This is a genomic window from Lolliginicoccus lacisalsi, from assembly GCF_014841105.1.
Taxonomy (GTDB): Bacteria; Actinomycetota; Actinomycetes; order Mycobacteriales; family Mycobacteriaceae; genus Lolliginicoccus; species Lolliginicoccus lacisalsi.
Window position 1 is genome coordinate 306,396 of the sequence record NZ_JACYWE010000001.1, and the last position, 13,175, is coordinate 319,570.

A 13,175-nucleotide genomic window follows, 5' to 3' on the forward strand; every position below is an offset into this window, starting at 1 on the left:
GCGTGGCTGCTCTCGCGAGCGGCGTGCTCTACCTCGCGGTGGGCGCCTGGCTAGCGTTGCACCACCACTACCTCATGGGAGACGCGCTGGCCCGGGTGGCGAGCGCCGAGGCCGTGCTGCACAGCCGCGACCCGCACCTGGCCGCGCTGGGGTTCATCTTCACCCCGCTGCCCGCCATGACGCAGCTCCCCGTCCTGGCGTTCTCGCCGTTGCTGCCCGAGCTCACCCGGTTCGGTCTCTCCGGCATCATCATGTCGGCCCTGTTCATGGCCGGAGCGGTATATCAGCTGTCCGGGATCATCGGTGATCGCGGGATCACTGGGTGGCCCGCGCGCCTGCTGGTCGCAGCGTTCGCCCTGCACCCCATGATCATCATTCACGGGGCCAACGGCATGAGCGAGGCCGCGTTCCTGTTCTTCCTGCTGTGGGCCGTCCGGCTCCTCGCACGCTGGTACCACAGCGACGATCCCAACGCGCTCGCCATCGCGGGGATCGCGCTCGCCGGGGCCTACCTCACCCGGTACGACGCGGTCATCGTAGCGGGCTCGGGCATCCTCGCGGTCTTCCTGGTCAGCCTCACCCGGCGAGGCCTGCGCCTTCCCGCGGCCGCGCTGCTCGATGCGATCATCGTGGGTTTTCCCTTCGCGGTGGCCTTCGCGATGTGGTCGGGGGCGAGCTGGCTGCTCACCGGTGACGCGCTGGCGCAGTTCTCGTCCCAGTACGGCAACACCGCGATCCTCGAGGCGTCCGATGTGCCGACGATCTCCGCCGCCGAGGGACTCGTCTTCTCGCTCGCCGAGATCATGGTGCTCACCCCGGCGCTGCCACTGCTGCTGCCCATCGCTTTCGTGATGTTCCTCGCTCGCCGGGAGCGCGAGCTGATCATTCCCGTCGCGATCGTCGCCTCGGTCCTGGTGTTCCAGGTGATCGCGTTCGCCCAGGGACTGACATTCCCGTTCCTGCGGTTCTATATCTGCGCGATCCCGCTGGCCATCCTTCTAGCCCTTCACCTTCTGCCGCGAGACAGCGTGCCGCGACCACGTCGCCGCGGCAGGTTCGGCGGGCCCCCGGCAGCGCTGCCCCGCTCACGCTCCTGGGGCATCGCTGGGATCCTCCTGGTTTGCGCATCGCTGCCGGTCAGTCTATGGGGCCTGACCGATCGCACCCTAGCGACCCAGCACTACGCATTGACCGCGATCGTTGCACCAGGGGTAGCCGAGCGGCTCGGCATCCAGCATGAGGCGCAAGCGATCATCAGGGCGTTCTCCACGGAACGGAGGATCGCCAGGTTCCTTGATTCGCAGAGCCTGCCCGATGGGTCGGTGATCCTTGATTCGGTCTATGGGTTCGCCATCACCGCCGCCTCCGAGAATCCGAAGCAGTTCGTCGTCCCCTCCGATGGGGACTTCGTGACGATCCTCAATGATCCGGCCGGCAACGATGTGCGCTACATCCTCGCGGTTCCGAACGAGGACCGAGGTGCGACCGACGCGGTGAACCTGCGCTATCCGACGATGTTCGACAACGGCTCGCAGATTGCCACGCTCGAGCTCGAGGCCCCCAACGATGGTGCGAACCAGCCGCCGTGGCGGCTCTACCGCGTCATGCCGACTAGCTGAGCTCGCCGAGCATGTCCCACAAGGGATCACGCGGGCCGATATCCATGGTGCATTGATGGGTGCGCGGATCAGGAACGAACGACCAGAAGAGCGCTCCGGCCGCACCGAGCCGGTGATAGTCCCGGATCTCTGCCTCGACCAGGGCCGCGCGCTCCTCGACCGACCGGCATGAGCCCGCGGACACGCCTATCTCGGCCACGAGCAGCGGCTTGCCGAGGACCCGGGCTTGCATGACCCTCGATTCCACGCTGTCGCGATGCCCTTCGAGCAGTGTCGGATCCTCGATGGAGTAATCGTGAAACTGCAGGACATCGACGTGGCGAGATGAGCTCGGGACCAGGAAGTCCTCGCCAGCCGTCCCGCACTGGTCACCCCCGAGGTAGCCGGCCGTGATCAACCGATCTGGGTCCAGTGCAGCGATGAAGGCGCCTGCCTCATCGAAGAACCGGCGCAGAACTTGTGCTGAATCCGCTGGGCACCGCCTGTTCTCCATCGCGCAGGCGTAATCGATGCACACCGATGGCTCGGGCTCGCCGACGAGTTCCCATGCCGCGATGGCAGGGGAACCGGACCATCGCGACACCAGGCTGCGGGCCCAATGCTCGACTGTCAGCACAGGCATGGGCACGTCCCGCCACCCAGAGGCATACCAGCCATGCTGTTTGAAGAGCTCGCCATCGCACGCGCCATCCTGCCCCGCGAGCACCGGGATCACGAGCTGGTCGTGGGCCTCCGCGGCGCGCAGCACCGCGTCGAGGGCCTCGTAGCTGATCGCGCCGGTCGACTTGTCCACGGCAAAGGACTGGAACGCATTGAACCGGGTCAGCGATCCCTCTGGCAGAGCACTGAAGTAATTGTCGAGATCGACCTCGGCGCCGCAACCCGCGTTGATCGCCCAATCGGTGGCTAGCTGGTAGGCGTTGAACCCCACTGGCCACCACTCGCTGCCATCGAGCAGCAGGGAGCCCGCGGACATCGTCACCCGCGGGGTGCCCGACGGGACCGTGCGCTCCGCGAGCGGCACGCACGCCGCGACCGCTGTGATCGCCAGGGCGCTCGCGACGACCACGATGCGTCGGCATGCGCTGCGCATCCCCAACACTGCCACCACCGTTCGGAACAGGCTATATCCGGATGATAGGCGCCAACGCGATCGCGCGCCGCGCGCTAGACGGCCACGAGGGCGCGGCTACCGCGCCGGTCGCGCAGGGCGGCCCCGGTGGCGTCGATCATGTCGAAGCCATCGGTGATGATGGCGCCGAGCTCGAAGACGACCGCCGCGATCGCACGCGTAATAAGTATAGCGATCTGCCCCACGTGATTGACGGCGGACTCGATGAGCTGCTGCGCCATGCCGAGCACCTCGGTGAGCAGTGTCCCGACCTCGCCCACCACATCGGCGACGAGGGTCGTGGCGATGACCGCGACCTGCCCGACGTGGTTGACGGCGGAGACAACGAGCTCCTGCACGGTGTCCTTGCTTGATTCGACCACACCGACCATGGCGTGCCCTCCCCAGTTCTTCCATGCCCCTCGGGCGGTTTGCGTGGTCCTAGCGTAGCGGCTTCGGGCTAGTACTGGCCGCGGCGCAGGGGGCGGCGCAGGGTGTCGAGGCCGGCGGCGCTGGCGTAGCGGGCGATGCCGACGAGGGGGTGCTGGCGGGCGTCGGGCTCCTTCGCGTCGCCCATGCGCCAGAGCTGGGTGGTGTGCCAGGTGAGCTCGGCGGCGGCGTCGAGCTTGGCCACGCCGATCCGTCGGGGGCGGGTGCTCGATGCGGCCGCGTCGCCGCTGAGGATCCGGGAAGGCAGGTCGGGCTCGAGGACCATCGGCCGACCGAGGCCGACAACGTCGATGTCCCCGCCGGTGATCGCGTCAGCCATGACGCTGCCGGTGCGGAAACCCCCGGTGAGCATGATGGGCATGCTGACCTCCTCGCGGACCTTGCGGGCGAACTCGAGGAAGTATGCCTCGCGGGCCACCGTGGATGCCTTGGGGTTGCCGAGCATCAGCGCGGGTGCCTCGTAGGTGCCGCCGGAGATCTCGAGCAGGTCGACGCTTGCGCGGGCGAGCTCGGCGACGACCGCGAGGGACTCGTCCTCGGTGAAGCCACCGCGCTTGAAGTCCGCGGAGTTGATCTTCACGCTGACGGGCGTGCCGGCGCCCACCTCGGCGCGGACCGCGGCAACGATCTCGAGGAGGAACCGGCGGCGCCGGGCCGGGTCGCCGCCCCACTCGTCCGTGCGCTGGTTGGTCAGCGGAGACAGGAACTGGCTGATGAGGTAGCCGTGGGCGGCGTGGATCTGCACGCCGGTGAAGCCCGCGCGGATGGCGATGCCAGCGGTGGCGGCGTAGCGGCCGATGAGGTCGAGGATCTCCTCGTGCTCGAGGGCGCGGGGCGTGCCGAAGGCCCCGGCCATGCCGGTGACGGGGATGGCGGAGGGCGCGACGGGCGTGTTGCTGAGGTTGCGGGGCACCTGGCGGCCGGGGTGGTTGATCTGCATCCAGGCGTGGGTGCCGCCGGTCTTGGCGGCGGTGGCCCATTCCTGCAGGCGTGGCAGGTGGCGGTCGTCCTCGACGGCGACGTTGCGGGGCTCGCCGAGCGCGCGGCCGTCGACCATGACGTTGCCGGTGATGAGCAGGCCTGCGCCGGACCTCGCCCAGCGGTCGTAGAGGGTAACGAGGCGGTGGTCGGGGCCGTGGGCGCGGGTGCCTAGCTGCTCGCTGAGGGCGGACTTGGCGATGCGGTTGCGCAGCGTGGCGCCGCAGGGCAGGGCGAGGGGCTCGGCAAGGCTGGAGGTGGGTGTCATGGGGGTTCCTCGTTTCCACGATCGCTCGAAGACCATTATTGACCTTCGTTCAACAATGCGGTCCAGGCTACGCCCCGCCACCCCCCTGTTACAAGGATCGCGCCTCGCGAACTGTGGTATCGCAACCACTACCCGCACCGCCCACCAGCCACTAGCGTGGGATCATGCGCCGCATACTCGCCCCGGTGATGACGCTCGACCAAGAGCTCATGGCCCGATCAATCCACAGCCACTCCCCGCGCATCGACGCCACCATGCAGGCCGCTAGCACCATCGCCAACAACGGCAAGCCCTGGTTCGCCATCGCCGCGCTCCTCGCCCGCCAGCCCGGAGCGCCCCGCCGCGCCGCCGTCCGGGGCATCCTCTCCGTCGTCGCGAGCAGCGCGCTCGCCAACGTCGCGTTCAAGCTCACCATCCCGCGCGGCCGTCCCGATCACGCCATGCTGCCTCCGCACCGGCGTCGCATCACACCACCGCGCACCTCGTCCTTCCCCTCCGGCCACGCCGCCATCGCCGCCGCGTTCGCCACCGGCGTCGCGCTCGAGTCGCCTGCTCTCGGGCTCGCCGTAGCGCCCCTCGCCGCCACCGTCGCCTACTCGCGCGTGCACAATGGGGTCCACTGGCCCTCCGACGTCATCGTGGGCAGCCTCGTCGGAATCGGGGTCGCCTTCGCTACCCGCCGATGGTGGGCTCCCCAGCCGCCGCCCGGGCCAGCCCGCACCACCCCGGGGGACGCCCCGGCACTGCCCGACGGCGACGGCCTGCTCATCCTCGCCAACACCGAGTCCGGCAGCACCGACCACGACCAGCGAGCCCTCATCGCCTCGCTCCTCCCCGCCGCCCGCATCCTCGACCTCCCGCTCGGCGGCACCACTAGCAACACCCTCGACAACGTTCGCCACCTCATCGCCGAGCACGAGCCCCTCGCGGTAGGTGCCCTCGGCGGGGATGGCACCGTCCGCACCGTTGCCTCCGCCATCGCCCGCACCGGCCGCCCCCTCGCGGTGTTCGCGGGAGGCACCCTCGACCACTTCGCCCTCGATATCGGCACACCCACGGCCGAGCCCACCGCCCACGCCGTCGCCACCGGCCAATCCCAGCGGCTCGACACCGCCAGTGCCCAGGTCGACGACGACGCCACCTATCTCTTCCTCAATACCGCCAGCCTCGGCACGTACTCCGCCGCGCTCCAGGCCCGCCGGAAATGGGAGAAGCATCTCGGCAAGTGGATCCCCCTCGCCCTCGGCATGATCCGAGCGCTCGCCGCCGCCGACCCCCTCGAGCTCACCCTCAACGGCGAACGCATGCGCGCCCGCACCATCTTCATCGGCAACGGCACCTACCACCCCACCGACCGCATCCCCGTCGCCCGTACCGCCATCACCGGCAGCACCCTCGACATCCGCATCATCCGCGCCGACTACCCCCTCTCCTACACCCGTGCCCTCTACGCCGTCATCACTGGCACGCTCAGGACCAGCCCCATCCACCAGCACCTCACGCTGCCGGAGCTGCACATCACCCTCGCCTCGCGCGCCCCCCTCGCGCTCGACGGCGACCCCATCAGCGAGACCCACCAGCTCCGCATCCGCGCAAACCCCTGCGACCTCACCGTCTACGCCCCGACCACGTAGCGAACGAGCAGCGAGGGGCGCCGCCCGGGCTGCCGCCGTGGCTTCACTGCGCTACGTCGTACACCTCGGTGGCGGGCCTGGCGAGGAGCCGATCGGCCATCTCCTGCTTGAGGACGGTCAAGCGGGATTCCTCTGCCTCGGTCCGGCCTTGCTTGCGCGCGAGGTCGATGAACTCCGGGACCACGAACCCGGCATCGCGCAGGATGACGGTGGTCTCGCGCTCGCGGTAGGCGACGGTGAAGACGTAGCGCTCGAGGAGGTACCCCCGCTCGGGGAGCGCGAGCTCGGGGCGGACATGGTAGCGATCGCCGGTCACAGCGCGGGTGACCATCTCGAAGGCATCGCGCGCGCCCGGCCCGGCGAATGGGGTGTTGATGGTGATCTCGCGGCGCTCGATGCCCGTTCCGTCGTCGAGCTCGAGCAGTGCCCGCTGCAGCGCCTGGTATGCATGCGCGACCCCGCCCGGGAATCCCGGTCCGTGGTACTTCATCAGGTCGTCGAAGGTGTAGGTGAGCGGGTGCCCGTTCTCGGTCACGGTGATCATGCTGGTGCTCCTGCCGTTGTCGTGTGCTGGGCCAGCCACGGGATGAATCCGTCGAGGAATCGTTCAGTGGCTGGCATGAAGTACCCGCCGAAGTGCGATAGCGGGTCGAGCGTCGAGACGATGAGGGTTCCTGCGGTGGAAACGGTATCGATATAGAGCAGGGCCTCGCCGGTGGGCAGCGCCACGAGGGCCTGCGCGCCCTCGGGAGGCTCGAGCACGCCGTGGTAGTGCCAGGTGCAGTCGCGGATGCCCACATGATCGAACAGCGAGTGCTCGGGCTCGGGCGACCAGAGCCCGAGGGAGGCGCCAGGCTCGCGCCACCACCAGTAGTTGGTGGGCCGGTGCTGCCACGTCACGCCGGGCAGGAATCCGGGCAGTGGCTCGCCGCCGCTGAACGCGACGAGGGTTCCGCCCGAGTCGAGGAATCGCAGGAGGTTGGGCGCGGCATCGGCGATGAGGCCGGGGTGCATGCGCTCGGGCAGGATGATGCCTCGGTACCGGGAGAGGTCGGCGGTGGCGAGGTCCGGGAGATAGATCAGCCCTCCGTCGAGATGCTGTGCGTACTTTCCGGTGGTGAGCGCCCGGTGCAGGATCGAGGAGCCGCTGTGCACGGCGGCCAGGCCAGGCTGGCGGGGGCGCCGCTGCTCCCGGGCCTCCGCCGCGGCCCAGTCGAGCACCTGGGTCGTCAATCGGGCGACTGGGCCCTCGAGCCCATCCCCATACCCGACGAGGTCGCAGGTGGCTTGCAGGAGGATCGTCCCGGGCGTGGTCACTCGGTCGATGTAGGTGACGGCCTCGCCGCCCGAGAGCCGGGCGAGCACCTCGGCGCCATCGGGCGGCGCATGCTGCCCGCGCGCGAAGAACCCCGCCACGCCGCGGCGGAAGCACAGGTCCTCGGCACTGATGCCGGCGAACACCGGATGATCCGCGACCTCGGCGATGCGGTAGGCCGCGAGGGAAGGCTTGGCGACGGGCACGAACGGCGCGGCGCCCGGCAACCAGTCGCGGTGCAGGTGCCCGCCGTAGATCAGCACTCCGCCCGCCTCCAGGAACTGGCGGATGCTGCTGCGGTGGCGCGCGAGGTGGTCCTGGTCGATCGTGGACTGCACGATCAGCACGTCATGCTCGGTGAGATCGATGGCTGGGATGTCGTAGCAGTCGAGGTGGGTGATCTCGTAGCCGTTGATGCCCCGGTCAAGAGGCGATAGCTCGGGCTGCTGGTACATCCCCAGCCGGGCGAACCTGGTCACGGTTTCCTCCTTGATGTCGTGTTGCTGCCGTGATGAGGGCGTGGGTGTAGGGATGCTCGGGCGCGATGAGCACCTGGTGCGCGGGGCCCTGCTCCACGATGGCACCGCGGTGCATGACGGCGATGCGGTCACTGATCCGACGAGCCATGGCGAGATCATGGGTGATGTGCAGGACTGCGAGCCCGCGCTCGTCCGCTAGCCGCTTCAGCAGATCGGTCATCCCGGCGCGCAGGGTCGCATCGAGCATCGCGGTCGGCTCGTCGGCGATGAGGACGGCCGGATCGGTGACGAGGGCGCGCGCGAGAGCGACCCGCTGGCGCTGGCCGCCGGAGAGCTGATGCGGGTAGCGCTCGGCGAACTCGCGCGGTGGCAGCCCGACCGCGTCGAGCGCTGCAGCGACACGTCGGGCCCGATCGCCCAAGCGGTGCACCAGGAGTGGCTCGGCGACGATGGAGCGCACCCGGAGGTGGTTCGGCAGCGAGCTGTAGGGATCCTGCAGGATCAGCTGGAGGGGCAGTCGCAGCGCGCGCTGCGCCCGGCGCGGTGCCGCCAGCAGATCGACCCCGTTGACCAGGATGGCGCCCCCGCTCGGCGCTACCAGCCCTGCCACGGCGTGCGCGATCGTTGACTTGCCCGCGCCGGAGCCCCCGACCAGGCTGAGCAGCTCGCCGCGCGCGACCCCAAGCGACACGTCATGGACCGCGGCCCGCTTGCCGTACCGGACGTGCAGTCCCTGCACCTCGAGGACCCTCATGGCACGAGCCCCCCATCGAGGACGGGCACGGACTCGACGAGCTCGCGGGCATGGGGGTGGGTGGGCGCGCCGAGGACCTGCTCCACGGTCCCGGACTCCACGACCGCCCCGTGCTGCATCACCACGATCCGCTCGGCGATGCGATCGATGACGGGCAGATCGTGGCTGATGATCACGATGGTGAGCGCTCGCTCGCGGCGCAGCCGGTCGAGCAGATCGAGGATCTCGGAGGCGGCCATGACGTCGAGCCCGCTGGTTGGCTCGTCAGCGATGATCAGCTCCGGCTCGCCGGCGAGGGCGATCGCGATGACGATGCGTTGCCGCATCCCGCCGGAGAACTCGTGCGGGAAGCTGCGGTACCGGGCTGGATCGATGCCCACGTCTCGCATCAGCGCCCGGGCGCGCTCGCGCGCGGCGGCGGGGGCAAGCCCGCGCATGGCTTCCTCGATCTGGGGCCCGATGCGATGGACGGGATTCAGGGCGCTCATCGCTTCCTGCGGGATGAAGCCGATCCTCGTGCCGAGCAGCGCGCGCAGCTCCTCCTGCGATCGCCGCTCGCCCCGGAAGCCAATCGCCCCGCCATGCAGCTCCGCGCCGGCGGGCAGCAGGCCGATCATGGCGGCGGCAAGCGTGGATTTCCCGCTGCCCGACTCCCCAACGATCCCGACCACCTGTCCTGCTGGCACCACCAGGCTGGCATGGGAGACCACGTCGTGCGGCCCGTAGCGGACGGAGGCTTCCTGCACGACGAGCATTCCCTGCTCGTCGTCAGACACGGCGGCGGGCGCGCTGGCTGCCGCATCGGGCAGCGGGCGCGGGCCTGCGAGCTGGGGCCGGGAGCGCGTCTCGAGGCCTGTGCCGAGCAGCGCGAAGCCCAGCACGATCAGCCCGATCGCGAGCCCGGGCGGGATCACCCACCACAGCCACGCGTCGGTGAGGAAGGCGCTGCGCGAGTGGGCGTGCGACAGCATCGATCCCCAGCTCATCACGCTCACATCGCCGAGCCCGAGGAAGGAGAGCGAGGCCTCCAGCAGGATCGCTGTCTTGATCGCGAGCACGAGCTGCGGGACGATCAGCGGGAACACCCCGGGGATGACATGGCGGCCGAGGATGTAGGCGCCCGGTGCGCCCATCGCCCGCAGCGCCAGGATGTGGTCGCGCTCGCGCAGGGACAGGACCTGCGAGCGCAGCTCACGGGCCATCGGTGCCCACAGCCCGATGGCGATGACCAGGACCTGGGTGTCGAGGCCCGGCCCGGCGAACACGCCGATGACAATGGTCAGGGGCAGCACGGGCAGCGCCAGCACGACATCGACGATCCGCATCAGCAACAGGTCCGGCCATCCGCGCAGGTAGCCCGCGATGACCCCGACTCCCACCCCGATGATGGTTCCCGCGAGAGCTGCCGCGAGGCCAACGAGCAGCGAGGCGCGGGCGCCGTGGATCAGCACGGAGAGCAGATCATGGCCGACGTCGTCGGTGCCGAGCAGGTGCTCGCTCGATGGGCGACCGAATGGCTTCCCCACTCGCTCATCGGGATCGTAGGGAGCGAGGATGGGTGCGGCGAGCGCGACGAACGCAAGGGTGCCGACGATCGCGAGGCCGATACGGCTAGTCGCGGTGCTCATGGACGACCTCCTGGCTCTGCTTGCGGACGCGCGGATCGAGAAGGGGGTAGGTCGCGTCGGCGATGAGGTTGGCACCGATGATGCACAGGGTCGCGACCAGGAAAGCCCCCTGCAGGAGCGGATAGTCGCGGGCGGTGACCGCGTCGTGGATCAGCTTGCCCAGCCCGGGGTAGGAGAACACGGTCTCGACAACGACCGCGCCGGAGATCACGGCACCGAGGGTGAGCGCGAGGTTCGTGTACACGGGCAGCGCCGCGGTGCGCAGCGCATGGTGCAGGGCCACGCGCCGCTCGCTGAGTCCCTTCGCGCGGGCGAGGCGGATGTAGGGCTCGCCCAGCACGGTGATCATGGAGGCCCGTGCTAGGAGGAAGAAAGTTCCTGTGCTCGCGATGGCGAGCGTGGCGGCGGGGAGCACCAGGCGGTGGGCTGCCGCGAGGAGCCAGTCGAGGCCTTCGGCGTTGATCTGGGTCGCCCCGTAGGAGGGGAACCACCCGAGCTGTGCGGCGAAGACGGCGATGAGGATCATGCCGATCCAGAAGCCGGGCATCGAGTCGATGGCCAGCACCGTGATCAGCGTCGCGCGGTCACGCAGCCGCGAGCCCGGGCGCCGCGGCCGCCATGCCGCCCAAGCCCCGAGCAGCGCGCCAAATACCGCGGCGACGAGCACCCCGGTGCCCACGAGCGCGAGCGTCCATGGCAGCTTCTCGAGCAGGACCTCCGTGACCGGGCGGTTCTGGGATACAGACAATCCGAGGTCGCCGGTCAGGATGTTCGCCCAGAACCGCCCGTATTGCACCAGGACCGACTGGTCGAGCCCGTAGAGGGCGCGCAGTTGCTCGAGCACCTCGGGCGGTGGCCCCTCCCCCTCGCCCCCGAACATGTACAGCACGGGGTCGCCCGGGGCGAGCCGCGGCAACGCGAAGTTCAGCGTCACCGCGGCCCACACCACGACGATGTATTGCACCGCGCGCGAGAGTCCACGCATGCCTAGCGCCCGGTACGGACCACGGCGTTCGCGCCGTCAGCGACCGAGGCAGGCAGGAACGACCACTTGTGGATGATGCCGTACCCCGGCGACTCGGCCCAGCCGTTGAACGTGTCCGCGCGGTAGGCCCAGGACTCGTCCGGGTAGTACAGCGGGATGGACGTCGGCTGCCGGTTGAAGAGCTCCTGCATCTCCCCCATCACCGCGAGGCGATCGTCGTGGGTATCGGCGGCCCGCCAGCGCTCATAGATCGCATCCCATTCCGGGTAGGGCAGGTCGGGGGCCTTCCACAGGTAGCCGGACCGGTGCGACATGATGAACTGGTCGGGATCGGCCACGCCGTGCGCGGTGATCGTGTTGATGTACAGGTCGAACTCCCGCGAGCGGAACAGCTCGGTGATCGAGCCGGCATCGATGCCCTGCGGGGTCACCCTCACGCCGATCGCGGCGAAGTCCTCGGCGACGATCTCCGCGGCCCGCACGTCCTGGGGCAGGGCACCATCGACGAGCACGGTGAACTCGAGCGGGCCGTCCGCCGACTCGCGGATCCCGTCGCCATCGGTATCGGAGAACCCGAGCTCGTCGAGCAGGGTGTTCGCCTCGTCGAGGTCGTAGGGCGTGGAGTTGGCCGGGTTGGCGAAGGGGGCATCCGGGTGCGGGTATCCCTTGGTGGCGGCGCGCCCGCGATCAAGCGCGACGACCTCCAGCATCTGCTCCTTGTCCACCGCGCGCGACAGGGCCCGCCTGAACTCCGGGATGTCGAACGGTGCGCGCTCGTAGTTCATCCGGATCTCCGGGAACTGCAGTGGCGCCGTCTTGACCACCCCGAGCGCGGGATCGGCAGTGAACTGCTCGGCCAGCTCGGGTGGCAGCGGGCGCGTCGTGGAATCGATCTCGCCGGTGCGCAACGCGGTGAAGGTCGCTGACTGGTCGGTGATCACGGGCATCACCAGTTCGTCCACGACGGGCTCGCCGGCGAAGTAGTCGTCGTTGGCCTCGAACCGGTATCCGGTGGTGGGGCTGTAGTCCACGAGCTGGAAGGGCCCGGTGCCGATCGGCAGTCCAGCATGGGTCTTGGCCTGATCAGCGGGAATCTCCGACCAGATGTGCTGCGGAACGATCGGCAGGTCAGCGAGGGTGACGGCAGCGAGGGACGGGCACGCGTAGCTGCAGGTGAAGCGCACCGTCCGATCGCTGACGACCTCGACGCTCGTGATGTCGGGGGTGTTGTTGACATGGTGGGTGAACCGCCCAGTGGGCGCTTGATGCATGTAGTCGAAGCTGTATGCCACGTCCTCGGTCGTGAACGGCTCGCCGTCGTGCCAGGTCACGTCCTCGCGGATATCGACTTCCCACGTCGTCGGATCGATACCGCGGACCTCGGTCGCAAGCCAGGGCTGCGGCTCGTCCACGTAGGGCGAGGGCGCGAAGAGCTTGTCGTAAACGAGGCCCGCGAGCTGATCCGTGGCACCCGCGAAGATGTTGATCGGGCCGAGGTCGCGCGGGATCGCGACAGTGAGGCTGGCTGCGTCCTGCGGCCCATCGGCGGTGGTCCCGGGATCGCTGCCGCACGCCGGTGCGACGAGGGCGATGGCGACCACCACCGTGGCCGCCTTGCGGAATCGGGCTGGAGAGCCCATCTCATCACACTCCAACATTACGATAGGTTTACCTTAGTCAGGAGAGACTAACCTAACGCTGGAGCGAATGGGGAACTACGTCGCTCGCCTCCCTCGCGAGCCGGCGCGGGAACTCGGCAGTGGCCACCCGCGCGATGAGTTCCACCCCTCGCGCGGGTCTCTATTGCTGTACCTCATCACCGCGCCCCAAGGAGGCTGTCATGGCTGCGTCGATCACCCCGCGCATCGTCCCCAACCTGTGGTTCAATTCCGAGGCCGCGGAGGCCGCCGAGTTCTACACGTCCGTGTTCCCGAACTCCCGGATCGTCCGGAAA

General features: G+C 69.2%; 11 protein-coding genes and 1 pseudogene. 3 read left to right on the top strand and 9 right to left on the bottom strand.

Annotated features, from left to right (window positions below):
• Nucleotides 1-2 precede the first annotated feature (2 nt).
• A complete protein-coding gene (locus HT102_RS01400) occupies nucleotides 3-1,619 on the top strand; it encodes an ABC transporter (protein ID WP_333473228.1) in 1,617 nt (538 codons plus the stop codon).
• Here the strand turns inward: HT102_RS01400 and HT102_RS01405 are convergent.
• The 3 genes from HT102_RS01405 to HT102_RS01415 all read right to left on the bottom strand — a co-directional run bounded on the left by HT102_RS01405 (nucleotide 1,612) and on the right by HT102_RS01415 (nucleotide 4,426).
• On the bottom strand, nucleotides 1,612-2,730 hold the full coding sequence (locus HT102_RS01405; protein ID WP_333473229.1) for a glycoside hydrolase 5 family protein: 1,119 nt from the start codon (nucleotides 2,728-2,730) through the stop codon (nucleotides 1,612-1,614). The two genes, HT102_RS01400 and HT102_RS01405, sit on opposite strands and share 8 nt — an antisense overlap.
• Nucleotides 2,731-2,786: 56 nt before the next feature.
• Nucleotides 2,787-3,122, bottom strand: a complete 336-nt coding sequence (locus HT102_RS01410; protein WP_192037619.1) for a hypothetical protein — start codon at nucleotides 3,120-3,122, stop codon at nucleotides 2,787-2,789.
• Nucleotides 3,123-3,190: 68 nt separating this feature from the next.
• The gene (locus HT102_RS01415; RefSeq protein ID WP_192037620.1) at nucleotides 3,191-4,426 is read right to left on the bottom strand and encodes an NADH:flavin oxidoreductase/NADH oxidase family protein; all 1,236 of its coding nucleotides are present in this window, start codon (nucleotides 4,424-4,426) and stop codon (nucleotides 3,191-3,193) included.
• Nucleotides 4,427-4,590: 164 nt separating this feature from the next.
• Between HT102_RS01415 and HT102_RS01420 the strand changes: the two genes are divergently transcribed.
• On the top strand, nucleotides 4,591-6,060 hold the full coding sequence (locus HT102_RS01420) for a bifunctional phosphatase PAP2/diacylglycerol kinase family protein (protein ID WP_192037621.1): 1,470 nt from the start codon (nucleotides 4,591-4,593) through the stop codon (nucleotides 6,058-6,060).
• A gap of 43 nt (nucleotides 6,061-6,103) precedes the next feature.
• Here HT102_RS01420 and HT102_RS01425 read toward each other — a convergent pair whose 3' ends face one another.
• From HT102_RS01425 to HT102_RS01450, 6 genes are read right to left on the bottom strand one after another with little or no spacing between them, the layout of a single operon-like run.
• Nucleotides 6,104-6,604 (bottom strand): hypothetical protein, encoded by a 501-nt coding sequence (locus HT102_RS01425; RefSeq protein WP_192037622.1) that lies wholly within the window; start codon nucleotides 6,602-6,604, stop codon nucleotides 6,104-6,106.
• On the bottom strand, nucleotides 6,601-7,854 hold the full coding sequence (locus tag HT102_RS01430; protein WP_192037623.1) for a hypothetical protein: 1,254 nt from the start codon (nucleotides 7,852-7,854) through the stop codon (nucleotides 6,601-6,603). Before HT102_RS01430 ends, HT102_RS01425 begins: the two co-directional genes overlap by 4 nt.
• A complete protein-coding gene (locus HT102_RS01435; protein ID WP_192037624.1) occupies nucleotides 7,799-8,608 on the bottom strand; it encodes an ABC transporter ATP-binding protein in 810 nt (269 codons plus the stop codon). The genes HT102_RS01430 and HT102_RS01435 overlap by 56 nt, the downstream gene beginning before the upstream one ends.
• Nucleotides 8,605-10,236, bottom strand: coding sequence for a dipeptide/oligopeptide/nickel ABC transporter permease/ATP-binding protein (locus tag HT102_RS01440; RefSeq protein WP_192037625.1), 1,632 nt, complete (start codon nucleotides 10,234-10,236; stop codon nucleotides 8,605-8,607). The genes HT102_RS01435 and HT102_RS01440 overlap by 4 nt, the downstream gene beginning before the upstream one ends.
• Nucleotides 10,220-11,221, bottom strand: a complete 1,002-nt coding sequence (locus tag HT102_RS01445) for an ABC transporter permease (RefSeq protein WP_192037626.1) — start codon at nucleotides 11,219-11,221, stop codon at nucleotides 10,220-10,222. Before HT102_RS01445 ends, HT102_RS01440 begins: the two co-directional genes overlap by 17 nt.
• Nucleotides 11,222-11,223: 2 nt before the next feature.
• Nucleotides 11,224-12,861: an ABC transporter substrate-binding protein gene (locus HT102_RS01450; protein ID WP_192037627.1), complete on the bottom strand. Its 1,638-nt coding sequence runs from the start codon at nucleotides 12,859-12,861 to the stop codon at nucleotides 11,224-11,226.
• A gap of 200 nt (nucleotides 12,862-13,061) precedes the next feature.
• Here HT102_RS01450 and HT102_RS15755 point away from each other — a divergent pair.
• Nucleotides 13,062-13,175 (top strand): annotated as a pseudogene (locus tag HT102_RS15755) (VOC family protein); the annotation flags it as partial.

Excerpts from the sequence above, each read along its gene's own strand:
- HT102_RS01420 (WP_192037621.1), top strand. The coding sequence starts at position 4,591 with ATGCGCCGCATACTCGCCCCGGTGATGACGCTCGACCAAGAGCTCATG.
- HT102_RS01435 (WP_192037624.1), bottom strand. The coding sequence starts at position 8,608 with ATGAGGGTCCTCGAGGTGCAGGGACTGCACGTCCGGTACGGCAAGCGG.
- HT102_RS01415 (WP_192037620.1), bottom strand. The coding sequence starts at position 4,426 with ATGACACCCACCTCCAGCCTTGCCGAGCCCCTCGCCCTGCCCTGCGGC.
- HT102_RS01440 (WP_192037625.1), bottom strand. The coding sequence starts at position 10,236 with ATGAGCACCGCGACTAGCCGTATCGGCCTCGCGATCGTCGGCACCCTT.
- HT102_RS01425 (WP_192037622.1), bottom strand. The coding sequence starts at position 6,604 with ATGATCACCGTGACCGAGAACGGGCACCCGCTCACCTACACCTTCGAC.
- HT102_RS01450 (WP_192037627.1), bottom strand. The coding sequence starts at position 12,861 with ATGGGCTCTCCAGCCCGATTCCGCAAGGCGGCCACGGTGGTGGTCGCC.
- HT102_RS01445 (WP_192037626.1), bottom strand. The coding sequence starts at position 11,221 with ATGCGTGGACTCTCGCGCGCGGTGCAATACATCGTCGTGGTGTGGGCC.
- HT102_RS01410 (WP_192037619.1), bottom strand. The coding sequence starts at position 3,122 with ATGGTCGGTGTGGTCGAATCAAGCAAGGACACCGTGCAGGAGCTCGTT.